17 protein-coding genes are annotated in these 23,247 nt (G+C 69.0%); 10 read left to right on the top strand and 7 right to left on the bottom strand.

Annotated elements, in window-relative coordinates; genetic code table 11:
* Window positions 1-27: 27 nt before the first annotated feature.
* The 3 genes from ACTWJ5_RS14990 (at window position 28) to ACTWJ5_RS14980 (ending at window position 5,048) form a co-directional block, all read left to right on the top strand.
* Window positions 28-1,737, top strand: coding sequence for an amidase (locus tag ACTWJ5_RS14990; RefSeq protein WP_444439281.1), 1,710 nt, complete (start codon window positions 28-30; stop codon window positions 1,735-1,737).
* A gap of 83 nt (window positions 1,738-1,820) precedes the next feature.
* On the top strand, window positions 1,821-2,288 hold the full coding sequence (locus ACTWJ5_RS14985; protein WP_116425224.1) for a GNAT family N-acetyltransferase: 468 nt from the start codon (window positions 1,821-1,823) through the stop codon (window positions 2,286-2,288).
* 585 nt (window positions 2,289-2,873) lie between these two features.
* The gene (locus ACTWJ5_RS14980) at window positions 2,874-5,048 is read left to right on the top strand and encodes a TonB-dependent siderophore receptor (RefSeq protein WP_074984533.1); all 2,175 of its coding nucleotides are present in this window, start codon (window positions 2,874-2,876) and stop codon (window positions 5,046-5,048) included.
* Window positions 5,049-5,506: 458 nt separating this feature from the next.
* On the opposite strand, the gene ACTWJ5_RS14975 is transcribed toward ACTWJ5_RS14980, so the two are convergent.
* Complete coding sequence (locus ACTWJ5_RS14975; RefSeq protein ID WP_256515120.1) at window positions 5,507-6,157, bottom strand: cell wall hydrolase; 651 nt, start codon at window positions 6,155-6,157, stop codon at window positions 5,507-5,509.
* A 192-nt stretch (window positions 6,158-6,349) separates the two neighbouring features.
* Complete coding sequence (locus ACTWJ5_RS14970) at window positions 6,350-7,132, bottom strand: alpha/beta fold hydrolase (protein WP_074984528.1); 783 nt, start codon at window positions 7,130-7,132, stop codon at window positions 6,350-6,352.
* Between the two features lie 633 nt (window positions 7,133-7,765).
* Here ACTWJ5_RS14970 and ACTWJ5_RS14965 point away from each other — a divergent pair.
* A complete protein-coding gene (locus tag ACTWJ5_RS14965) occupies window positions 7,766-7,987 on the top strand; it encodes a DUF1654 domain-containing protein (RefSeq protein ID WP_058489475.1) in 222 nt (73 codons plus the stop codon).
* Between the two features lie 18 nt (window positions 7,988-8,005).
* Here the strand turns inward: ACTWJ5_RS14965 and ACTWJ5_RS14960 are convergent, their stop codons facing one another.
* The 4 genes from ACTWJ5_RS14960 to ACTWJ5_RS14945 form a co-directional block, all read right to left on the bottom strand.
* The gene (locus ACTWJ5_RS14960) at window positions 8,006-8,215 is read right to left on the bottom strand and encodes a DUF6434 domain-containing protein (protein ID WP_116425226.1); all 210 of its coding nucleotides are present in this window, start codon (window positions 8,213-8,215) and stop codon (window positions 8,006-8,008) included.
* Window positions 8,216-8,338: 123 nt separating this feature from the next.
* The gene (locus ACTWJ5_RS14955; RefSeq protein ID WP_249920256.1) at window positions 8,339-9,469 is read right to left on the bottom strand and encodes an MFS transporter; all 1,131 of its coding nucleotides are present in this window, start codon (window positions 9,467-9,469) and stop codon (window positions 8,339-8,341) included.
* 164 nt (window positions 9,470-9,633) lie between these two features.
* Window positions 9,634-9,987 (bottom strand): cyclophilin-like fold protein, encoded by a 354-nt coding sequence (locus tag ACTWJ5_RS14950; protein ID WP_444439277.1) that lies wholly within the window; start codon window positions 9,985-9,987, stop codon window positions 9,634-9,636.
* A 137-nt stretch (window positions 9,988-10,124) separates the two neighbouring features.
* Window positions 10,125-11,153 (bottom strand): alpha/beta hydrolase, encoded by a 1,029-nt coding sequence (locus tag ACTWJ5_RS14945; protein ID WP_116425228.1) that lies wholly within the window; start codon window positions 11,151-11,153, stop codon window positions 10,125-10,127.
* Window positions 11,154-11,294: 141 nt separating this feature from the next.
* Here ACTWJ5_RS14945 and ACTWJ5_RS14940 point away from each other — a divergent pair, with 141 nt between their 5' ends.
* The 6 genes from ACTWJ5_RS14940 to ACTWJ5_RS14915 all read left to right on the top strand — a co-directional run bounded on the left by ACTWJ5_RS14940 (window position 11,295) and on the right by ACTWJ5_RS14915 (window position 21,727).
* Window positions 11,295-12,203, top strand: coding sequence for a LysR family transcriptional regulator (locus tag ACTWJ5_RS14940; RefSeq protein WP_074984521.1), 909 nt, complete (start codon window positions 11,295-11,297; stop codon window positions 12,201-12,203).
* A gap of 39 nt (window positions 12,204-12,242) precedes the next feature.
* Window positions 12,243-13,883, top strand: coding sequence for a response regulator (locus ACTWJ5_RS14935; RefSeq protein WP_444439274.1), 1,641 nt, complete (start codon window positions 12,243-12,245; stop codon window positions 13,881-13,883).
* A gap of 113 nt (window positions 13,884-13,996) precedes the next feature.
* Window positions 13,997-17,962, top strand: a complete 3,966-nt coding sequence (locus tag ACTWJ5_RS14930) for an MBG domain-containing protein (RefSeq protein WP_444439272.1) — start codon at window positions 13,997-13,999, stop codon at window positions 17,960-17,962.
* Between the two features lie 2 nt (window positions 17,963-17,964).
* On the top strand, window positions 17,965-19,710 hold the full coding sequence (locus tag ACTWJ5_RS14925) for a ShlB/FhaC/HecB family hemolysin secretion/activation protein (RefSeq protein ID WP_444439270.1): 1,746 nt from the start codon (window positions 17,965-17,967) through the stop codon (window positions 19,708-19,710).
* 267 nt (window positions 19,711-19,977) lie between these two features.
* On the top strand, window positions 19,978-21,363 hold the full coding sequence (locus ACTWJ5_RS14920; protein WP_301503007.1) for an NAD(P)/FAD-dependent oxidoreductase: 1,386 nt from the start codon (window positions 19,978-19,980) through the stop codon (window positions 21,361-21,363).
* A 19-nt stretch (window positions 21,364-21,382) separates the two neighbouring features.
* On the top strand, window positions 21,383-21,727 hold the full coding sequence (locus ACTWJ5_RS14915) for a cupin domain-containing protein (protein WP_444439268.1): 345 nt from the start codon (window positions 21,383-21,385) through the stop codon (window positions 21,725-21,727).
* Here the strand turns inward: ACTWJ5_RS14915 and ACTWJ5_RS14910 are convergent.
* Entirely contained in the window at window positions 21,717-23,192 is a 1,476-nt protein-coding gene (locus ACTWJ5_RS14910) for a PucR family transcriptional regulator (RefSeq protein ID WP_074984509.1), read from the bottom strand. The two genes, ACTWJ5_RS14915 and ACTWJ5_RS14910, sit on opposite strands and share 11 nt — an antisense overlap.
* Window positions 23,193-23,247 lie beyond the last annotated feature (55 nt).

The following is a 23,247-nucleotide window of genomic DNA, read 5'->3' as shown; positions in this document are numbered from 1 at the left end:
CACCCACCTGCAAGCGGCGGTGACAGCATGATCGAGGTAACCGAGGTTTCCATTGCCGAGCTGCGCGACGCGCTCGAGTCCGGCCGCACCACCGCGGTCGAACTGGTCAAGGCCTATCTCGCGCGGATCGATGCCTACGACGGCGCCGACACCCCCACCGCGCTGAACGCGGTCGTGGTGCGCAACCCCGATGCGCTGGCGGAGGCCGAGGCGTCCGACGCGCGCCGCGCCCGGGGCGAGACGCTGGGCCCGCTGGACGGCATCCCCTACACCGCCAAGGACAGCTACCTGGTGAAGGGCCTGACCGCGGCTTCCGGCAGCCCGGCCTTCAAGGACCTGGTGGCCTACCGCGACGCCTTCACCATCGAGCGCCTGCGCGCCGCCGGCGCCATCTGCCTGGGCAAGACCAACATGCCGCCCATGGCCAACGGCGGCATGCAGCGCGGCGTGTATGGCCGCGCCGAAAGCCCCTACAACGCCGCCTACCTCACCGCGCCCTTCGCCTCCGGCTCGTCCAACGGCGCGGGCACGGCCACCGCGGCCAGCTTCTGCGCCTTCGGCCTGGCCGAGGAAACCTGGTCCAGCGGCCGCGGCCCGGCCTCGAACAACGGCCTGTGCGCCTACACCCCGTCGCGCGGGGTGATCTCGGTGCGCGGCAACTGGCCGCTGACGCCGACCATGGACGTGGTGGTGCCCTACGCCCGGAGCATGGCCGACCTGCTGGAAGTGTTGGACGTGGTGGTCGCCGAGGACGCCGACAAGCGCGGCGACCTGTGGCGCCTGCAACCCTGGGTGCCGATCCCCGACGTCGCCTCGGTGCGCCCGGCGTCCTACCTGGAACTGGCCGCCAAGGCCGACGCCCTGGCCGGCAAGCGCCTCGGCGTGCCGCGCATGTTCATCAACAAGGATGAAGCGGCCGGCACCAGCGAGAACCCCGGCATCGGCGGCCCGACCGGGCAGCGCATCCACACCCGGCCCTCGGTGATCGCCCTCTGGGAAGAAGCCCGCAAGGCTCTGGAAGCGGCCGGAGCCGAAGTGCTCGAGGTGGACTTCCCGCTGGTTTCCAACTGCGAGGGCGACCGCCCCGGCGCGCCGACGGTGTTCAACCGCGGCATCGTCTCCAAGGAATTCCTCCACGACGAGCTGTGGGAGCTGAGCGGCTGGGCCTTCGACGACTTCCTGCGGGCCAACGGCGATCCCAGGCTGAACCGCCTGGCCGACGTGCAGGGCGAGCTGATCTTCCCCCACGACCCCGGCACCCTGCCCAACCGCGAGGGCGACCTCGCCGCCGGCATGGACGAATACGTGCGCATGGCCCAGCGCGGCATCAAGCCCTGGGACCAGATCGCCACCCTGCCCGACGGCCTGCGCGGCCTGGAGAAGACGCGCAAGCTCGACCTGGAAGACTGGATGGACGAACTCGGCCTCGACGCCGTGCTCTTCCCCACCGTGGCCGACGTGGGCCCGGCGGACGCCGACGTCAACCCGGCCTCGGCGGACATCGCCTGGAGCAACGGCGTGTGGGTCGCCAACGGCAACCTCGCCATCCGCCACCTGGGCGTGCCCACGGTGACGGTGCCCATGGGCGTGATGGCGGACATCGGTATGCCGGTGGGCCTGACCTTCGCCGGCCGCGCCTACGACGACTCGGCCCTGCTGCGCTTCGCCGCGGCCTTCGAGTCGACCGGCAAGCGCCGCATCGTCCCCCCGCGCACCCCGCCGCTGGCGCACGGCTGACGAGGCCACGGGCGGGTCGGCGCGCAGGCGCCGGTCCCGCCCGCTGCAGAACGACATCGAAGCGCCAAGGAGGGCCGCCCACCATGAACGAACCCACCCTCAGGCCGGCACTGGCCAGCGACCTCCCCTTCGTCTACCGCGGCGAGCTGGCCTACATCCGCCAATGGGAGCCGGCCCACGAGGACGACTGGTACCGGCAACTGGAGCGGCACCTGACGCGCTGGGTCGAGCATCTGGAGCGCCTGACCATCGCCACCCTGGAAGGACAGCCCGTAGGCTACAGCCTCTGGATGCCGGACGAGGGCCATGCCGAACTCTGCACGCTCGGCGTCTGCGCCGCTTTCCGCCGCAAGGGCATTGGAGATGCGTTGCTCCAGGCCTATATCGCCGCGGCCAGGGCCGAAGGCTTCAGCCACCTCACCCTGAGCGTGCGCCAGGACAACCCGGCACGCCGGCTCTACGAACGGGCAGGCTTCCGCCACCTGGGCACCTCACCCAACGGCTACCTGCGGTACATGCTGCAAGCGGCGCCATGTAAGGCGCATGGGTAGCCGCCCTGCCCCCACACCAAACACCTACGACATTCCCCCTCAGCCGGAAATGAAAGCCCGGTCGCAGGAAAAATCCTCCTCTGCCGACAGCACGTAGGGCGAATAACCGTTCGCGGTTATCCGCCGCTGGCCGGAGCACCGATGTCCGACGACTCGCATGGCCGGTGGCCAATCGCGGACGGAGTCCGCTCCTACGTTGCAGGTGGGCACGGCTTCTCGTAGGAGCGAGCTTGCTCGCGAACAAGCGCGATGCCATGCGGTTCGCGAGCAAGAACTAGGCGTCCCCCTCGATCCTACGAAGAGCGCCCCGGCGCAGCCTGCAAGACAGTCGCTCCTACGTCCGTACTCCCCCGGAGCCGTAGGAGCGGACTCCGTCCGCGATGATCCCTCCTTGGAAACAACCGTCCCTCAAGGCCACCTCGGTGATTGTTTGTAAATGCTAATTGTTTTTATTTACAACATATTTACCTTTCCTTACCATTTTGCCGACGGAGAAATCCCTCTCCGATTTCCTACGTAAACAAGAATCGCAGCCGGCCTCTGCCACGGCCTCATGCGGCTTACATCCGACCAGGACCCTGCAAAATGAGACAAGTAGTATCCAGCGCCCTGTTGCTAAGCCTCTCCGCCCTCCCCCTGGCCATCCAGGCCGCGGCCAAGGATGACCGTGTGGACCTGGGCGCCACCGAGGTGCTCGGTACCCAGGACCCCGCCGCAGCCGCCACCACCGAAGGCAGCGGCTCCTACACCACCAAGGCCATGCGCACCTCGACCAAGATCCCCATGTCGATCCGCGAGACGCCGCAGTCGGTCAGCGTGGTGACCCGCCAGCGCATGGACGACCAGGGCATGAACGACCTCAACGACGCGGTGAAGGGCGTCACCGGCCTGACCGTCCAGCAGTACGGCCCGGCGCGGGTGAGCTACGCCTCGCGCGGCTTCGACGTCGACAACATCATGTACGACGGCCTGCCCACCAGCATCTCCACCTACACCCAGGACGTGATCTCCGCGGCGGACCTCGCGATGTTCGACCGCGTCGAAGTGGTGCGCGGCGCCACCGGCCTGATGCAGGGCGCCGGCAACCCGGCGGCGGCCATCAACATGGTGCGCAAGCGCCCCACCCAGGACTTCCACATGAGCCTGGAAGGCAGCGCCGGCACCTGGGACCGCTACCGCAGCGAAGCCGACGTCTCCGGCCCGCTGAACAGCGAAGGCACCCTGCGCGGCCGCGCCGTGATGGCCTACCAGACCAAGGACAGCTTCCAGGACTACGTCAGCAGCGAGCGCGGCGTGCTCTACGGCATCACCGAGGCCGACCTGAGCCCGGACACCACCCTGGCCATCGGCGCCTCCTATCAGGACGACAACCGCAACGACAACTGGGTGGGCCTGCCCGCCCCGCTGGGCGGCCGCCACCTGGACCTGAAGCGCTCCGACTACTACGGCGCCGACTGGTCCTACTGGGATACCAAGACCACGCACCTGTTCAGCGACCTGACCCACCGCTTCGACAACGGCTGGCAGATGAAGCTGGCGGCCGACAAGCTGTGGGCGCGCATCAACATGCTCGGCCTGTACAACAGCTGCTACTACACCCAGGACTGCCCGACCATGACCCAGGGCGCCGGCAAGTACGACTACACCGACGACCACGAAAGCTACGACGCCTTCGCCAACGGCCCCTTCCAGCTGCTGGGCCGCGAGCACGAGCTGGTGGTGGGCGCCAGCTATCGCCAGGAGCGCTTCGACGGCCACGGCGGCTGGGGCGACCTGTTCAAGAAGGACGGCACGCCGCTGGGCGCGATGGACCCGACGCAGTGGGACCCGGCCTCGACCCTCAAGCCGAACATCGACATGAACCTCTGGGGCATGAAGCTCGACCAGGAGCAGAAAGGCACCTACGTCACCACCCGGCTGAACATCGCCGACCCGCTCAAGGTCATTCTCGGCGGCCGCCTGGACTGGTACGAGGCCGACGCCCACGGCGACACCGACGTCTTCAAGGTCACCCGCAAGGTCACCCGCTACGCCGGGGTGATCTACGACCTCAACGACACCTACTCGGTCTACGCCAGCTACACCGACATCTTCAAGCCCCAGGACACGCTGGACGCCACCGGCAACGTACTCACCCCCATCACCGGCAAGAACTACGAGATCGGCCTGAAGGGCGAGCACTTCGGCGGCGCGCTGAACTCGCAGATCGCGCTGTTCCAGGTGGACCAGGAAAACCGCGCCACCGACGACACCAGCAGCCCCAACCCGTGCCCGGCCAACCCCAGCTCCTTCGACTACTGCCAGCGCGCCTCCGGCAAGGTCCGCAGCCAGGGCGTGGACATGGAACTGAGCGGCGAGCTGAGCCAAGGCTGGCAGGCGATGGTGGGCTACACCTACGTCGACGCGAAGTACAAGCATGACGCCGACGAATCCAACGTCGGCAAGCCCTTCGACCCGAGCAAGCCGCGCCACCTGTTCAAGCTGGCCACCACCTACAACCTGCCGGGCGACCTGCACAAATGGCGCGTGGGCGGCAACCTGACCACCCAGAGCCAGACCGAGGACACCACCACCGGCTTCCAGCAGGGCGGCTACACCGTGGTCGACGCCATGCTCGGCTACCGGGTCAGCGAGAACATCGACACCCGCGTCAACTTCAACAACATCTTCGACAAGTACTATTACAGCGGCATCAGCTTCGGCAACCTGAACTACGGCGAGCCGCGCAACCTGATGTTCAGCGTCAAGTACTCCATGTAACGCCCCTGGAGCACCGTAGGAGCAACTGCCTTGCAGGCTGCGCCGAGGTGCTCTTCGTAGGATCGAGGGGGACGCCTAGTTCTTGCTCGCGAACAGACTCCGCTACGGGGCTTGTTCGCGAGCAAGCTCGCTCCTACGAGAAGCCGTGCCCGCCCGTACCTTAATCCACGATCACCAATACACGCCGGCCAACCCCTTGCACCCTCCCTGTAGGAGCGCGTCCTGCCCGCGAATCGCGCGCAGGGCGCGCTCCTACATGGGAATGGCAGGGGTATGAGACTCCGTCCGCGGTCACCGATACACGCCGGCCTGCCGGCCGGATCGCGGATGAATCCGCTCCTACGGTTTGCCCCTTGCACCGTCCCTCCCCGTAGGAGCGGATCTTATCCGCGATCCGCAGCGGAACCTCCGGCTATCGCAGACAAACCCCGCCCCCCCGGCAAGACCACCGCTCCCGCTCACGGCCGCCGTCCCGCCCCGCTGCGGGCTATCGGCTCGCCGCCCAGGCGCGGTTTGTAGAACAGGAAGTGCTCGGTCCGCGCCGTCCTCAGGTAGGTCCTCGCCCAGGACGGCCTGACGTGGCGGTCGTGGAAGTACAGCGCGCCGTCGGTGCGATCGGGCAACTGGCGGTTGAGCGCCTTGCGCGCTATGTCGCGGGCCAGGCCGTAGCGCTTTTCCTCCACCACCTGGTCGGGGCGGCCATCGCACCACCAGGAGAACTGGCAGCTCCTGCTCTCCGAACCCTGCTTGACCACGGCGCAGACGGTATCGGGGAAGTCCTTGCTGGCCACCCGGTTCATCACCACGTTGGCCACCGCCTCCATGTCCCCGCGCGATGCGCCCTTGGCCTCCCAATAGACGGAGCGGGCCAGGCAGGTGATGGCGTCGTCCAGCGGCGCCTCCCCGGCCGGGTCCACGGCGCGGGCCTCGCTGCGGGTGATGGGCCTGACCTGGGCGGCCGTGCCGGTCGCCCCCTGCTCGGCCGCCTGCTCCTCGAGCACCTCGGCCTTGTTCTCCGCCACCGCGGCCTTCTGCCCGAGCGGCCCGGCGAATGCCGGGGCGCCGAACAGCAAGGCGACGATGCACGCTACCCGGACTGTCCAGCGCATGATCGACCTCACTCGCCGGCACCTGGCGCGCCACGCCTGTTCGCGGCGCTGCCGGCCGGCTTCGCTCGGTTCTGTAGACCGCCGCGCTGGTGGATCATTCATATTGATTCCGCCACAGCCCACGGCTGGCGCGGCCTGTAACGCAACGGCGGGTGTCCGCGAGGGCTCTGGCACGGTTCTCGCCGGCCTCGCTCAGCCCAGGAAGGCGCACACCTGCGCCAGCACCTCGGCGGCCTTCTGCCGGTGCGGAACATGGCCGCAGTCCGCCAGCAGCTTCATGGTGGCGGGCCCGGCGGCGCGGGCGACGAAACGCTCGGGGTGGCGGGCCGAGCCGAACTCGTCCTGCTCGCCGTGCAGGCACAGCAACGGGCACTGCAGGCGCGCCAGCTGGTCATCCAGGTTCCAGTCGCCGAAGGCATCGGACAGCCAGGTATCCACCCAGGCCCGCAATACCCAGTGCGCCTTGTCGCCGTGGTATTTCGCCAGGCGTTCCAGTTCGCCCGGCCGGGCGAAGTCGCGCTCGGCGGCGCGGATGCCTTCCAGGGTGCGGTCTTCGACGAAGGCCTGGGCCGACTCCAGCACCAACGCCTCGCAAGCCGCGCCGAAGGCTGCGGCGCAGCCCACCGCCATGCCGCCGCCAACGCTGTGGCCGAAGGCGACGAAGCGCTCGAAGCCCAGTTGTTCGCGCAACGCGGCGAAGCCCTGCCGCGCCTCGTCCTCGACGAAGCCCCGCGCCAGCGTCCCCGGATGGGCGTCGGACTGGCCGAAGCCCAGGCGGTCGTAGGCGATCACCTCGCGCCCGCTGGCCCGCGCCAGTTGCTCGGGGAATTCGCGCCACAGCGCCACGCAGCCCAGGGAGTCGTGGAACAGCACGATGGGCGCCGCGGCGCCGCCCCCACTCGGCGTCCAGCGCCGGGCGAAGAGCCGGCCGTGCGGCGTGTCGATCCAGTGTTCGCGGGTGCTGACCGCTGTCATGGGGGCTTCCTCTGCTGCTCCGGTGGCCGGCCACCGCCCGGCGGGGCGGCGGCACGCTGAAGGGATTCGCTTTTAGGCCGGCGGCGGCCGGAATGCAAGCCCGGCGACATACGGCCGACGAGGGAACCACAGGCGGGTCGATACTGATGAACATGCCCTGCCCTGCGCAGTAGTCGATCCCCCGGCCACGCGGCGCAGAGGCGGGGCAGCGGCTCCGTCGGCCAAGCGCAACGGCCACGCGACGCCATGGGCCGCCACGCCTGACCGCCGGGCAAGACTTTGTGAACGCCTGCGAACGGGCACCCTCGACGGTTCAACTCTTACCGGGGAGGCGCGGGCCATGAATACCTTTTTCATCCTGCTGATCATCGCCGTGGCGGCTCTCATCATCATGGACCTGGGCCACCGCTAGGGCGTCAGCAACGGCTTTCGAATCCGACGGCAGCCCCATGGCGGCTCGCAGGGCAAGCGTGGCCGTCTTTGCCGGAACAGGACGACGACACCAGGGACAGCCCTGCGCCCCCCATGCCGATCATCTTCTCGTCGTCGGAGAGGGTTTACAGGAATACTGTATGCACATACAGTATTTTCCACAGGGCCAATCAGCCACTTCCCAGACTCCAGGGGGACACCATGCACGCCGATACCTACCAGCAGCTCGCCGCCCGGGTTAACGCCCAGATCGCCGCCCACGACGCCCGCCAGCGCCCCGGCCTGACCCTGCAGCGCATCCCCGGCGACGACGCCAAGGCCTGGGAACGGGTGCTGATGGAACTGCGCGGCGCGGACAACCTCACCGTGCTACCGCTGCGCGACGGCGCGGTACGCCTGGCCTGGCACAGCTGGCTGGACTGAGCCGGGGCGAACGCGTCCCTACGGGCCGTGCCGCCGCAGCCACTCGTCCACCATATCGCCCATGGTCGCCGGGGCGCCGCTGCGTATCCAGGCCATGAAGGCGCGGTCGAAACGGAAGCCCTCGCCGCACTGCTCGCGCAGGAAGCGGCGGACGTTCTGGGTGTTGCGGTAGCCCGGATCGACCGGGGTTTGCCGGGTGATCGGCTGGCTGTGCCAATCGAAGCGCATGGGACCACTCCCTGGTTGCGGCATGGAGGGGGTCAGCCTGACAGGATGCGGCGTGGCCGACCAGGGTCCATGCCGCCGTTGCGAAACGCACAGCCGCCGGCTACGGGCGGCGGCGTCCATGGCTCAGGCGTCCTGCTCCACATCCGAGCGGGACGTCAGCCAGGCCAGCGCAGCCGCGGCCAGCAACAGTGCGGCACTGGCCGCAAAGGTGCTGCGATAGCCGCTGCCGTCGAAGAGCAGGCCGCCCACCGTCGAACCCAAGGCGATGGCCAGTTGCACCACAGCCACCAGCAGCCCGCCGCCGGCCTCCGCGTCGCGGGGGAAGGTCCTGGCCACCCAGCCCCACCAGCCGACCGGCGCGGCGGTGGCGAGCAGCCCCCAGAGCCCGAGCAGCACGACGACCACGGCTTCACTTCCGCCGAAAACGATCAGCGCCAGGGCGATGGCGGCCATCAGCATGGGGATGGCGACCAGCGTCGGGTAGAAGCCGCGCTTGAGCACCAGGCCGATGAGGCTGGTGCCGATGAAGCCGGTGACGCCCATGGCCAGCAGGATCAGCGAGAGGCTGGAGACGCCCGTCCCCGTTACCGTTTCCAGGAACGGCCGCACGTAGGTGAACAGGGTGAACTGGCCCATGAAGAACAGGCTCGCGCCCAGCATGCCCAGGGCCGCCACCGGCCGCCGCAGCAGCGTGAAGATGTTGCCCACACCAGCCCTGCGGCCTTCGACGGGCATGGACGGCAGGCTGATCCACTGCCAGGCGAAGGCGAGCAGCGCCACCGGCACCAGGCAGAAGAAGGCGCCGCGCCAGCCGATGACGGCCCCCAGGTAGCTGCCCAGGGGCGCGGCCACCACCGTGGCCAGGGCGTTGCCGCCGTTGAAGATGGCCAGGGCGCGCGGCACCTGGCTCACCGGCACCAGACGCATGGCCGTGGCCGCCGACAGGGACCAGAAGCCGCCGACGACGATGCCGATGAGCGCGCGGCCGAGCATGTAGGTGAAGTAGTTCGGCGCCAGGGCGATGACCGCGCCGGACAGCGCCATCACCCCGGTCAGCCCCAGCAGCAGCGTCTTGCGGTTCAGGCTGCCGGCCAGCGTCGAGATGAACAGGCTGGTGACCACGGCGAAGGCGCCGGAGATGGCGATGCCCTGCCCGGCCATGCCTTCGCTCACCCGCAGGTCCGCCGCCATGGGCGTGAGCAGGCTGACGGGCATGAACTCCGAGGCGATCAGGGCGAAGACGCACAGCGTCATGGCCAGCACGCCGCCCCAGAAGGCGGGCTCGCGCCCGGCAGCCTGTCGGCATCGGGTATCGCCCACAGGGGCGTCGCATAGGTTGGTCGTCATGGATTACCGGTTCGTCAGAGGTTGCCGCGCAGGTCCGTCCGGACGCACGCGGCAAGGGGAAAATGAGGGCGTCAGTCCTGGACGGGTTCGATCCGCACCTGCAGCGGCTCGCGGCGCTGCAGCGCAGGCAGGCCGGCATCCACCCGGCCCAGCGGCAGCAGGCCCGAGGCGTAGGACCGGCCCTTGACGAAGATCGCCAGGTTGCCCCAGGGGGCGTAGTAGGTGATGTCGCCAGCCTGCGGCGTCATGCCCGCGGGCGCCTGCGCCGTGGACAGCTTGCCCGGCAGGTCGGCGATCCGCTCGATGACCGCGTAGTCCTCCAGCGTCAGCGACAACGGCAGCAGTGCCGCGAAATCCCGCGCGGCGGGGTTGTCGTAGAGCGTGGCGTCGACGACCTGGTCGTCGACGTGGATGCGGATCTTCATGGCGGCCTCCTTCGGTTGCAGGGACGAGGCCGCCGAGCCGCCCGGCAGGCACGCCATGAGCGCCAGGCAAGAGGCAGCCAGCGACAGCCGCACGCTGCGGCGGATACCAGGGTCGAGGTCGGGCATCCCGGGGCCCGTCAGTTCAGCGCCGCGCGGAAGAACCCCACCAGCTTGTCGAAGGGAATCAGCTCGACCCTGTCGTAGAGGTCGACGTGGCCCGCGCCCGGCACCACGTAGAGTTCCTTGGGCTCTCCGGCGAGCCGGTAGGCCTCTTCGCTGAACTCCCGCGAGTGGGCCTCCCCGCCGGTGATGAACAGCATCGGCCGCGGCGAGATGGTCTGGATGTCGTCGAACGGGTAGAAGTTCATGAACTTGACGTTGCTGGTGAGCGTCGGGTGCGTGGTGAGCTCCGGCGACTGCCCCTGGGGCGTGAACTCGCCCCGCGGGGTGCGGTAGAAATCGTAGAACTCCCGCTCGATGGGCGTGGAAGCGTTGGTCAGCCTGTGTACCGTCCCGCTGGTGTAGGCCGTGTCGCCGCCGGTGAATTCGACGTAGCGCTGCTCGGCGGCCTGTTCCAGCACCTGCCTGCGCTGTTCGAGGCTGAGCGAATGCCTCAGCCCGTTGCGGTTGGCGCCGCCCATGTCATACATGCTAACAGTGGCGATGGCCTTCAGCCGCGGGTCGATCTTCGCGGCGCTGATGGCGAAGCTGCCGCTGCCGCAGATGCCGATCACGCCGATGCGCCCGCGCTCGACGAAGGGCCGGGTGCCCAGGTAGTCCACCGCCGCGCTGAAGTCTTCGGCGTAGATGTCCGGCGCCACGGCGTTGCGCGGCTGCCCTTCGCTCTCGCCCCAGAACGACAGGTCCAGGGACAGGGCGACGAAGCCCTGCTCGGCCATCCGCGTGGCGTAGAGGTTGGCGCTCTGCTCCTTCACCGCGCCCATGGGGTGCCCGACTATGATCGCCGGGTGCCTGGCGCTGGTGTCCAGCCCCTTGGGCAGGAACAGATTGCCCGCGACCCGCATGCGGTACTGGTTCAGGAAGGTGACCTTCTGCACGGTCACCTTGTCGCTTTGGTAGAAGTTGTCGGCACCGCGAGACATGTCCGCTCCCATGGCAGTGAAGGAACCGAGCAGGAGGCCAAGCATCAGGAAGAGTCTTTTCATGGGTCCTGCCTTGTTGAAGGACCCCGGCGGCACGGGATGAGCCGGCGGGTGCGAGCATTGTCGCGAAAGCGGGAGCCGCTTATTAGCTAATGAATCCTGAATATCCCTATAATCCCTGCTAATCAATCAGAGCGAGCGGCCATGGCCAGGCACAACCTCAACGATCTGCAGGCGTTCGTCACGGTCGCCCGCGAGGGCAGCTTCACCCGCGCCGCCGCCCGCCTGGGCGTCAGCCAGTCGGCGGTCAGCCAGGTGGTCTCGGCCCTGGAGGCGCGGCTGAAAATCCGCCTGCTCACCCGCACCACCCGCAGCGTGTCCCTGACCAGCGCCGGCGAACGCCTGTTCCAGGCGATCGGCTACCGCTTCGACGAGATCGAGGCGGAGCTGGACGCCCTCACCGAACTGCGCGACAAGCCGGCGGGCACGGTGCGCATCACCTGCGGCGACCACGTCATCAGGACCACCCTGCTGCCGAAGCTGATGCCGCTGCTGCGGGAATACCCGGACATCAAGCTGGAACTGGACGTCAACTACGGCTTCCGCGACATAGTCGCCGACCGCTTCGACGCCGGCGTGCGCTTCAGCGAGACCGTGGACCAGGACATGATTGCGGTGCCCATCGGCCCCGAGCTGCGCATGGCGGTGGTCGCCGCGCCGGCGTACTTCGCGCAGCACCCCATCCCGAAGACGCCGCGGGACCTGGTGGCCCATCGCTGCATCAACATCCGCTTCCCCACCTACGGCGGGCTGGACGCCTGGGAATTCGAGCGGCGCGGCCAGAAGCTGAAGGTCCGCGTCGACGGCCAACTGGTCTTCAACACCACCACCCATATCGCCGAGGCCGCCGTGGGCGGGATGGGCATCGCCTACCTGCCGGAGGAAGAGTTCGCCCCACACCTCGCCGAAGGGCGCCTGCGGCGCGTGCTGGAAGACTGGTGCCCGCCCTTCTCCGGCTACCACCTGTACTACCCGAGCCGCCGACAGCCCTCCCCGGCCTTTTCCCTGGTGGTGGACGCGCTGCGGGTGCGGCTTCCGGGCAAGCGCGCCTGAACTATCCTTCCGGAACCCGATCGCACGGCGGGCAGAGGGATGAGCCGCATCATCATCATCGACAACCACCCCATCACCTGCGTGGGCGCCAGGGCCCTGCTGGAAAGCCAGGGCCACCAGGTCGTCGGCGTGGCCGACAATGGCGTCGAGGGCCTGGACCTGTGCCGGCGGCTGGCGCCGGAGCTGGTCGTGCTCGACCTCAAGGTGCCGCGCCTCGGCGGGCTGGACGTGATCCGCCGCATCCGCGCCCGCCAGGAAGGTACCCAAGTGCTGGTGTTCACCGACCTGCCGGCGGACGTCTACGAGCACGCCTGCGTGGAGTGCGGTGCCGCCGGCTTCGTCGCCAAGTCCGACACCCGGGCCCCGCTGCTGGAAGCGGTGTCGGCGGTGCTGGCCGGGCGCACCTTCTTCAAGGTCGGCGCGCTGCGCCAGGAACCCATCGGCGCGGCGGCCCACGGCACCGCCCAGGCCGAGGTGCTGACGCCACGGGAAATCACGGTCCTGCACTACCTGGCCGACGGCTACCGGGTCAAGGACATCGCCACCGAACTGGCGATCAGCGACCGCACCGTCAGCACCTACAAGGCCCGGCTGCTGGAAAAGACCAACACCAGCTCGCTGGTCGAGCTGATCCAGGTCGCCGCGCAGCACGGGCTGGTGGAGCGCCCGGGCGACGCACCCGCGCAGGCAGGCGCCCTGCCGTCTTTCGACAGCCTGATCGACCGCGTCCCCTACCCGGTGAGCCTGCGCGATGGCGAAGGCCGCGTGCTGGCGGCGAACGCGGCCTTTCTCCGGCTGACCGGCCTCAGCCATGACCAGGTCGCGGGCAGCACCATCAGCGAGCTGGGGGTGGTGGACGCCGAGCACCTGGAGTACGTGCGCAAGACCTTCCAGGCCGCGGTGCAGGCCAGGATCCCGTACATGACGGTGTGCGTGGTCCACATCAACGGCGTGCGCCACGTGTTCAAGCAGGGCGGCATCCCCGTCAGCGGCGAGGATGGCGGGTTCATCGGCATGCTCTGCTCGGCCGTCGACATCGGCGAGCAGGACCAGGAGATCCAGATGCTGCGCGACAGCCTGGAGCAGGTCCGCAGCATCCGCACCCGGCGCGGACGCTACCTGGTCGACTTCGGCGAACAGGCCCTGCGCGAGCTGGCGGCGCTGCAGCAGCCCGGCCAGGACGACGCCCTCGCCCAGGGCCTGGCCCGGTTGCGCGGCGACATCGAGCTGCTGACCGACCTGGCCCGCCTGGAACTGGGCCAGATGACGCCCATGCCCAGCCGGGCCGATCTGGATGCCTTGACCGAGCAGGCCCTCGCCACCCCCGCAGCGCCGGCTTGCCGCTTGCAGAAGGCCGGGACGCAGCCCTGGGCCTGGGTGGACGCGCAGCGCTACCGCCAGTTGGTCGGCACCCTGCTCCTGTATGCGCAGAGCCTGGGCGCCAGCCGGGTCGACCTGGCGGCGAAGGCCATCGAGGTTTCCGGCGCCCGCCTGCACTGGCGGCTTTCGCTGCGGGCGGGGCCCTTGCCGGCGCGCGTGCCGCCCTTCGTCGCGGCCCTGGTGCTGGCCGAGACGCTGGCCGGCCTGCTCGGCGGCAACCTGCAGGTCCATGAGCAGGACGGCGCGGAGCTGCACGTCGAACTGCATCTGGAACTCCCCCGCAGCGCGCGGCAACCCTGAGGCCGGCGGGCCCGACTCAGGGACGCACTACAAGCCTTTCGTGGCGCGCCTGATTAATCCCCGCAGGGAATTCCCCAAAGCTTTCTCCTAGTAAATTTCCTAGGAGACAAGCGATGAAACGTCGCCATTCGGGGAACCGCGGCCCCTCCCCTCTGCCGCTGCACTCGCTCTGCGTCGCGATAGCCCTGGCTTCGGCCGGCCTGTCGCTGCAGGTGCCCCTGGCCCTGGCGGACGCCCTGCCCCAGGGCGGCCAGGTGGTCGGCGGCCAGGCCAGCATCACCCGGAACGGGCCGAACATGGAGGTGAACACCGCCAGCGCGCGCACCGCCATCGACTGGCAGCGCTTCAACGTCGGCCCGGACAACAGCATCACCTTCCGCCAGCCCGACGGCCGCTCGGTGACCCTCAACCGGGTGATCGGCAGCGATCCGTCGAAGATCTATGGCGCCGTCACCTCCAACGGCCAGCTGATCCTGGTCAACCCCAACGGCATCTGGCTCGGCCCGAACTCGCGCATCTCCGCCAGCGCCCTGGTGGCCAGCGCCGGCTTCCTCACCGACGAGCAGGCCAAGGAGTTCGCCCGCAGCGGCAAGCTGGACCTGCAGCTCAAGGGCCTGGTCAGCAACCACGGGCGCATCACCGTGCACGACAACGGCATGGTCGCCCTGCTCGGCGCCCAGGTGGAGAACCACGGCGTCATCCAGGCGCGCAAGGGCAGCGTGCAACTGGCCACCGGCCCGCGCGCGACCCTCGACTTCCACGGCGACGGGCTGATGAACATCGCCGTCCAGGGCACCCCGGGTGACAAGGACAGCGTCAACGCCGACGTCACCGGCGGCGTGCACAACAGCGGCGAGATCGACGTCGGCAACGGCGTGGTGGCCATGAGCGCCGAGCGCGCGGCCAAACACCTGGACTCGGTGATCAACCTCGGCGGCAAGGTGGCCGCCGACTCGGTGAGCGAGCAAGGCGGCAGCATCGTCCTGGGCAACGCGGCGCAGACCAACGTCAGCGGCCAGCTGAGCGCCAAGGGCAGCAGCGGCGGCAGCGTGAAGGTGCTGGGCGACGCGGTGAACCTCGCCGGCAGTGCCAGGATCGACGCCTCCGGCAGCCAGGGCGCCGGCGGCAAGGTGCTGGTCGGCGGCAGCTACCAGGGCCAGGGGCCGGAGCCGGCGGCGAAGTCCACCAGCGTGGCCAAGGGCGCGCAACTCAAGGCCGACGGCAAGACCGACGGCGGCCAGGTGGTGGTCTGGAGCGACGGCACCACCCACTTCGCCGGCAACGCAAGCGCCAGGGGCGGCGAACGCGGCGGCGTGGTGGAAACCTCCGGCCGGCAGTTGACCGTGGCCCCGGAGGCCCAGGTCGACGCCGGCGGCGGCCAGGCCTCGGGCAAATGGCTGCTCGACCCGGACACGGTGAACATCGAGGCCAATGGCGGCGACGTAAGCAGCGGCACCGTGGCCGCCAGCGCCATCGTCAACGGCCTGAAGACCAACGACGTGGACATCAGCGCCAGCGGCCGCATCAACGTCAACTCGGCGATCATCGCGCAGAACGTCGGCAGCAATGCCAACGGCTATTACGCCCTGCGCCTGTTCTCCACCGGCAACGTCGGTGCGGTGTCCGAGTACAAGGACAGCGGCGACCCCTTCGCCGATGCCAAGCGCAACGACAGCGGCTCGGTGTACATCAACGCGCCCATCCTGCTGAAGAACGGCCACCTGGTGATCGTCGCCACCGGCGACGTGCTGCTCAGGGACAACGCCGGCAATATGAGCGGCGACGACGCCTACCTGAACCGAGCGATCCTCGACGTCGGCAAGGGCACCATCTGGATCAAGACCGCCAACACCGCCTCGGTGATCCAGGACGCCAATACCGCGCTGATCGCCGACAAGCTCGCCGTGCAGGGCGCCAGCGTGCTGCTCGACAGCCCGCTGAACTCCGCCGGCACCCTGGCCGGCAAGGCCAGCAACGGCGTGTTCCACTACAACCAGACCAGCGCCGACGGCAAGGTCGCCACCGGCAAGGTCGCCTCGCCCTACAGCGTCAGCGGCGGCATGCCGGAAAGCATGGACGGCGTCAGCGCGCAGACCATCCGCAAGATCGGCGAGCAACTGGTCATCAGCAATGCCTCCAGCGGCGAACGCCAGGCCACCCTGGGCTACGACGACCAGCCCTTCGACTACCTGGTGTTCGACGCCATCCAGTACGTCGACGCCAACGGCAAGCCGGTCAACGTCAGCGCCAACGACAGCTCCGACTACCTGGTCAGGCAGATGAAGTTCACCGACGCCGCCGGCAGCGTCTGGATACTTTCCGCCGATGCCAGCAAGGCCACCAAGGTCAAGGTGCTGAAGGACGGCGTGGAGACCGACGAACTGCCGCCGGGGCTGTCCTTCGACGCCTACCCGGGCCAGGTGGTGGCCTACCGCAACGCCCAGGGCGTCGACCAGGGCTGGGGCGTGCGCCAGTTCGACGACGCCCCCGGCGCCTCCATCACCGACGAGATCCAGCACAACAGGAACACCGGCGCTTCCGAGCAGATGGTGGTCGACCTGGGCGGCAAGACCAAGGCCGTCGACACCACCTTCTCCTGGCTGTTCAACGAAAACGGCGCCCACGAAGCGGCTCGCGTGCAGTTCATGAACACCACGGACAACAGCGCCAACGGCGTGCAGTTGCAGGCGCAGAAAGCCCAGGTGCAAGGCAAGGTCAACGACGCCAGTCGCGAATACGGCGAGGCCAACCCGACCTTCTCCAGCTCGTCCCTGGGGTTGGCCGCCGACGCCAGCGACAACTCGAAGAACGTCAAGGCGCTGGACGACTTCGTCGACCGCCAGCTGGGGCAGGACCGCTTCCAGCCCGGCACCAGCTACAGCACCGCGGCGACCCCGCAATCCAACGTCGGCGACTACGCCATCAAGGGCCAGGTCGACCCCGGCGAATTCGTCGCCCGGCGCTACGAAACCCAACTCGCCGACGGCAACCTGAAGGTCACCCCGGCCGAACTCACGGTCACCGCCAACGACAAGAGCAAGGTCTACGGCGACGCCGACCCGGCGCTCGACTACGGCGTCTCCGGAGCCAAGCTCGGCCAGAACGGCGCCGACCTGCTGCAGGGCAACCTCGGCCGGGCCGCCGGCGAGAACGTCGGCCAGTACGCCATCCAGCAGGGCAACCTGGGCCTGAACAGCGGCCTGGGCGGCAACTACACACTGAAGTTCGTCGACGGCAAGCTGCAGATCACCCCCGCCACCCTCACGGTCACGGCCCAGGACAAGAGCAAGGTCTACGGTGACGCCGACCCCGGCCTCAGCTACTCGGTCAGCGGCCTGAAGAACGGCGACAGCGCCGCCGGCGTGCTCAATGGCGGCAGCCTGCAGCGCCAGCAGGGCGAGAACGTCCGGCCCCAGGGCTACGCCATCGGCCAGGGCGACCTGGGCCTGGCCAGCGCCAACTACACCCTGGTGTTCAAGGACGGCACCCTGCGGATCACCCCGGCGCAACTGGTGGTGACTGCCGACGACAAAAGCAAGGTCCAGGGCAGCGCCGACCCGCGGCTGACCCACTCGGTCAACGGGCTGAAGAACGGCGACCCGGCCACTATCGCCCAGGGCTCGCTGCGCCGCGCGCCGGGCGAGGAACCCGGCAGCTACGCCATCGGCCAGGACCAGGCGTTCAGCGCCGGCAGCAACTACAGCGTGGTATTCCGCGACGGCGCCCTGACCATCACCGGGCCGCTGGAACCGGTGACGCCGCCGCCCGCCCCCGGCCGGGAAGCGGTGGCCGTGCCCCTGACCGCCCAGGCCCCCGGCAACACCCGCTGCACCGCGCTGGAGTCGCCCTCGGCGGTCTCGGCCAACTACTCGGTGTCGCCGGCGGTGATCCGCACCTACGCCGTGCAACTGATCTGCAAACCCCGCGCCTACGGCGGCAAGACCAGCACCACGCCGGACATCCGCGACGTGCTGACCTACGCCAACAGCCTGATCAGGGACGGCCAGTTCATCGCCCCCGACTGGAACCGCAGCGTGATCCCGCACGACCTGAAGGCCGACCAGAAGGGAGGGAAATAGCCATGAAACCGCTTCCGTCGAAACTGAGCATCCTCGCCCTGGCCGTCTGCTCCGGCCTGTTCGCCGCCGGCGCGCTGCAGGCCGCCCCGCTCGGCCAGCTCAACCCCGGGCGGGTCGAGGTGCCGGACGCCTCCGGGCACCGCAACGCGCCGACCGAAATGCCCGCCACGCTGCAATTGCCGGACACGGTGGTCACCCCGAGCGCGGAGGATGTCCCCGCCGAGATGACCGCGCTGCCCGGCGGCGAGACCCGCTTCAAGGTCACCAGGGTCACCCTCACCGGCGTGACCAGCTACCCGCCCGCCACCTTCGCGCCGTTGCTCGCGCGCCTGGAAGGCAACAGGGTGTCGCTGCCCGAAGTGAACGCCGTGGCCGACGTCATCACCCAGCGCTATCGCCGCGCCGGCTTCCTCCTGGCCAAGGCCTACGTGCCCGAGCAACGCCTGGAGAACGGCAACCTGGTCATCCACGTCTTCGAAGGGCGGGTCAACCAGGTGACCTTCCAGGGGCCGAGCAACAAGGCCCTGGAAGGCTACGCCCGCAACATCCGCAAAGAGGTGCCGGTGAAGAGCGCCACGCTGGAACGCAACCTGCTGCTGATGAACGACGTCTCGGGCAACCAGAGCCGCGGCACCTTCAGCCCCTCGCCGGCCGCCGAGGGCACCGACCTGCTGGTGGAGAACAGCCAGCGCAAGTACGAGGGCTTCTTCGGCTTCGACAACCGCGACAGCCGCTACTTCGGCCCCTGGCAGGTGTACGGCGGCGTGGGCGTCAACGACCTGACCGGCCACGGCGACCACCTGGGCGTGCGCGCCGGCAAGTCGGTGGAAGGCGACAAGATGACCTTCTTCGAAGGCCAGTACGAAGTCCCGGTCGGCAGCCGCGGCGACGTGCTCAGCTTCCTCGCCCAGCACAACGACGGCCACGCCGACACCTACTCTTTCCTCGACGCCAACAGCTCCGGCGACACCTTCGCCGTACGCGTCACCCGGCCGTGGATCCGCCAGCGCGACGAGACCTTCAAGACCTCGGCGGCCTTCACCTGGTTCAACGGCAAGTCCGAGTACCTCGACGACCCGCACAGCCCGCCCTCCAGCGACGACCGCATCCGCGCCCTCCGCCTGGGCGCCAGCTACGACTTCTTCGACGGCTACGGCGGCAAGAACCTGGTCAAGGCGGAACTGAGCCGCGGCCTGAAGATCATGGGCGCCAGCAGCGAAAGCCGCGCCAACCCCTCGCGCGAGGGCGGCGAGACCGACTTCACCAAGCTGCAGGTGGATGCCCAGCGCCTGCAGGACCTGTCGAAGATCATGGACGGCCTCAACCTGTACCTGGCGATGACCGCGCAGACCTCCTTCGGCCAGCCGCTGCTCAGCCCCGAGCAGTTCGGTGTGGGCGGCAGCGAGTTCGGCCGCGGCTACGACCCGTCGGAGATCACCGGCGACAAGGGCTTCGCCGGCAAGGTCGAGCTGCAGTACAACCGCCTGCACACCTTCAGGGACCACGAGGTGCCCACGCAGTACTACGCCTTCTGGGACTTCGGCAAGGTATGGAGCGAGGAGCCGAGCTGGGTCAGCGCCGAGAGCCTGTCCTCGGCCGGCGTCGGCGCCCACCTGCAGGTGTTCAAGGACATGTACGTGTCGCCCGAGCTGGCCTTCCCGCTGACGCGCAAGGTCTCGGCCGAAGAACTGGACGACGACAACGGCAAGGCGCCGCGCTTCTACCTCAACTTCCTCAAGCTGTTCTGAACCCGCCGCGCCGGAACCCTCCAGGGTTCCGGCGAGTGAGGACGGGCAACGCAGGATGGGTGGAGCGAAGCGATACCCATCGCCACGGCCACATGGGTTTCGCTCACCCCATCCTGCGAAGAGCGCCGTGGCCGGGGCACCCTGGCCTCAGCGCCGGGTTCGTATGTTTGTATGAAAACCCGCCGCCCAATCGTTAGAAATGCACGATGGGTGGCGCCGGCGCTGCTCGGCGAGATTATGGGAAACAACAACCCATGGGCTCTCGCCATGAAACGCTCCCTCTGGCTCCAGGAAATTGCCGACGAACTCACCCCGACCGCGCCCCTGCGGGAGGACCTCAGCGTCGACGTCGCCATCATCGGCGGCGGCTTCGTCGGGCTATGGACGGCGCTGCGCCTGCTGGAGCTCGAACCGCAGTGCCGGATCGTGATCCTCGAGCGCGACATCTGCGGCGGCGGCGCCTCGGGGCGCAACGGCGGCTTCGTGATGTCCTGGTGGCCGAAGATCAGCTCGCTGGTGGCGCAGTGCGGCAAGGAAGAAGCCCTGCGCCTGGCCCGCGCCTCGGAAGCGAACATCGGCGAGATCGGCGAGTTCTGCGCGCAGCACGGCATCGACGCGCACTTCCGCCGCGGCGGCTGGCTGTGGACCGCCACCAGCGACGCCCAGCGCGGCGCCTGGAAAGGCGTGCAGCGCACCTGCGAAAGCCTGGGCGAGCAGGTCTTCCGCTCGCTGCCGGACAACGAAGTGCAGCGCCGCGCCGGCTCACGCCAGCACCTGGAAGGCGTGATCGAGGCCAGCAACGCCACCGTGCAGCCCGCCCGCCTCGCCCGCGGCCTGCGCCGGGTGGCGCTGGAGAAAGGCGTGCGGATCTTCGAGAACACGCCCGTGGACGACATCCAGCGCAGCGAACCGGCGGTGCTGCGCACGCCCTCGGGCTCGGTCACGGCGCGGCGCGTGGTGCTGGCCACCAATGCCTGGGCCGCGCAGATTCCCGAACTCAGCCGCGTCGTCCTGCCGGTCACCAGCACCATAGTGGCGACCCACCCGATCCCCCAGCGCCTGGAACAGATCGGCTGGACCGGCGGCGAGTCGATCACCGATTCGCAGCTGATGGTGGACTTCTACCGCACCACCCGGGACGGCCGCATCGCCTTCGGCAAGGGCACCGGCATGATCAACTACGCCAGCCGCATCGACGCCAGCTTCGACGACAACCCGCGGCTGAGCGAAGAGACCGAGAAAGACTTCCGCCGCACCTACCCCAACCTCGCCGACGAGCCCATCAGCCACGCCTGGTGCGGCCCCATCGACCGCACCTACGACAGCATGCCGGTGTTCGGCCACCTGGAAGGCGCGCCGCACATCTTCTACGGCATCGGCTGGAGCGGCAATGGCGTCGGCCCCAGCCGCCTGGGCGGGCGCATCCTCGCCAGCCTGGTGCTGGGGCGCAACGACGAGTGGAGCCGCTGCGGCCTGGTGGGGCGCCGGCCCAAGAGCTTCCCGCCGGAGCCCATCCGCTACTTCGGCGGCCTGCTGGTGCGCGGCGCGGTGCAGCGCAAGGAAGAGCAGGAAGCGCAGAACCGCAAGCCGTCCTGGCTCGACCTCAGGCTGAGCAAGTTCGCCCCCGTGGGCCTGGAAGACAAGAGCGCCTGAACAGGCAAGGAGACCTTCGATGCAGCACCTGATCCATCTGCCCGATACCGCCCGCTTCCCGCTGCCCGCCGGCGTACCGGCCAAGGCGCCGGTCGGCACGCCGGTGGCCGAGGCCGCCACCTACGCCGCCGAAGGCCAGGGCGGCCTGCTGACCGGCGTGTGGGAATGCACGCCGGGGCGCTTCCGCCGCCAGATCATGGAGCGCGAGTTCAGCCACTTCATCAGCGGCCACGGCTTCTTCATCCCCGACGAGGGCGAGCCCATCGAGCTGCGCGCCGGCGACGCCATCCTGTTCCCGGCGAACTGTCACGGCACCTGGGACATTCGCGAAACCCTGCGCAAGAGCTTCGTGATCATGCCTTGAGGCCGGCGATGTCCGCCGCGCGCAGAGCGATCCACAGCACGGCGACGTCCTCGGTGGAGTCCAGCGAGAGGCCGGTGATCTCCTCGATGCGGCGGATGCGGTAGACCAGTGTCTGGCGGTGCACGTTGAGCCGCTCGGCGGTCTTCTGCCAGGAACGGTTCTGTTCGAGGAACACCTGCAGCGTGTGCTGCAGCTGCGCGCCCTGCTGCTGGTCGTAATCGGCCAGGGCGCCCAGGGCGCGGCGGTAGACCAGCAGGGCTTCCTCCAGGCTGGACGGCAGCCACAGCAGCTCGCCGGAAGCCCGCCCGTAGTGGGCGACCTGGCGGCTGGCCGAGGTATGCGCCAGAGCCAGGCGCGCCTCGCGCAGCGCCTCCGGGGTACGGCCCGAGTGCCCCAGCGGGTTGGACAACCCCAGCGGGCAACCGAGCACCTGCTGGACCTGCTCCGCCGCCGCATCCGAGGCCAGCAGCAGGATCAGTTCCTCGCCCTGCACACGCGACAATAACGCCACGCCCTGCAGGTGCAGCCGCTGCGACCAGCGCTCGGGCAAGTCCGCCTGGCAACGGGCGACGGCGAAGACCGCCTGGCCGACCGGATAGCCCAGGGCGCCCAGGCGCTCGTGGGCGGGCCGCTCGCTCAGGCGCTGCTGCAACAGGTCATCCAGCAACTCCCAGCCCTGGCGCAACAGGCGCTCATGTTCGACCTGCTGGCGCTCCAGCTCGATGCCCAGCACCGCCGTCACGTGGTGCAGCAGGCCATAGTCGACCAGGCCGCCGCCGCACGCGAGAATCTTGCAGGCCGGCACCGAAGGCAGCGCCATGACCAGGGCGTCGCCCTCCTCCGTCGAATGGCGGGTGACGGTAGTGGTGGTGTTCGCACGCTTGCCCAGGGCCGCCCGCCAGTGCGCCGGCAGCGGCGCCAGGCCCGCATGCCAGGGCTCCAGCGAGGCGGCGTCGAACAGGTAAAGCTGGGTGCGCAAGTCCGCCGCCAGGCGTTGCAGCAGGAACTCCACGCCGACGTGGCGCAGGCCCATGCGCGCGCTTTCGTAGATGCGCGCCACCGCGCTGCGGCGCTCCTGCTCCTCCTGCTTGCTGGCGTCGATGATCGCCCGGGCGACCGCCGAGAACGGCACCGAGCTATGCGTCAGCAGCAGCGGGAAATCCAGCTGCATGGCGGTATCGAACAGCGCTTCCATGTCGCTGGGCGCGTGCATGTTCTCTCCGATCATCAGCCCCGCCACCCGGGCCCTGGCCAGCCGCTCGATGTACTCGCGCTGCGCCGCGGCATCGGCGGGAATGCCCAGGCCGGTGGTCATCAGCAGCTCGCCCTCGCCCAGCCATTGCGAGGGGTCGGGCAGTTCGCAGACGTGCGCCCAGCGCAGCAGCCGCCCGACATGGCTGGCGCCGCTGACCAGGCGCGTGGACAGCGCGTTGTCATCGAGGATGTCCTGAATCGAAATCGGCACGGCGCCTCCGGCAGGTGGGTTCGCAGCAGCGAAACAGAGGATCGCATCGGCCCCG

The sequence above is a fragment of the Pseudomonas sp. A6 genome (assembly GCF_052367875.1).
Taxonomy (GTDB): domain Bacteria; phylum Pseudomonadota; class Gammaproteobacteria; order Pseudomonadales; family Pseudomonadaceae; genus Pseudomonas; species Pseudomonas citronellolis.
This window is presented reverse-complemented; position numbering and strand designations above follow the sequence as displayed.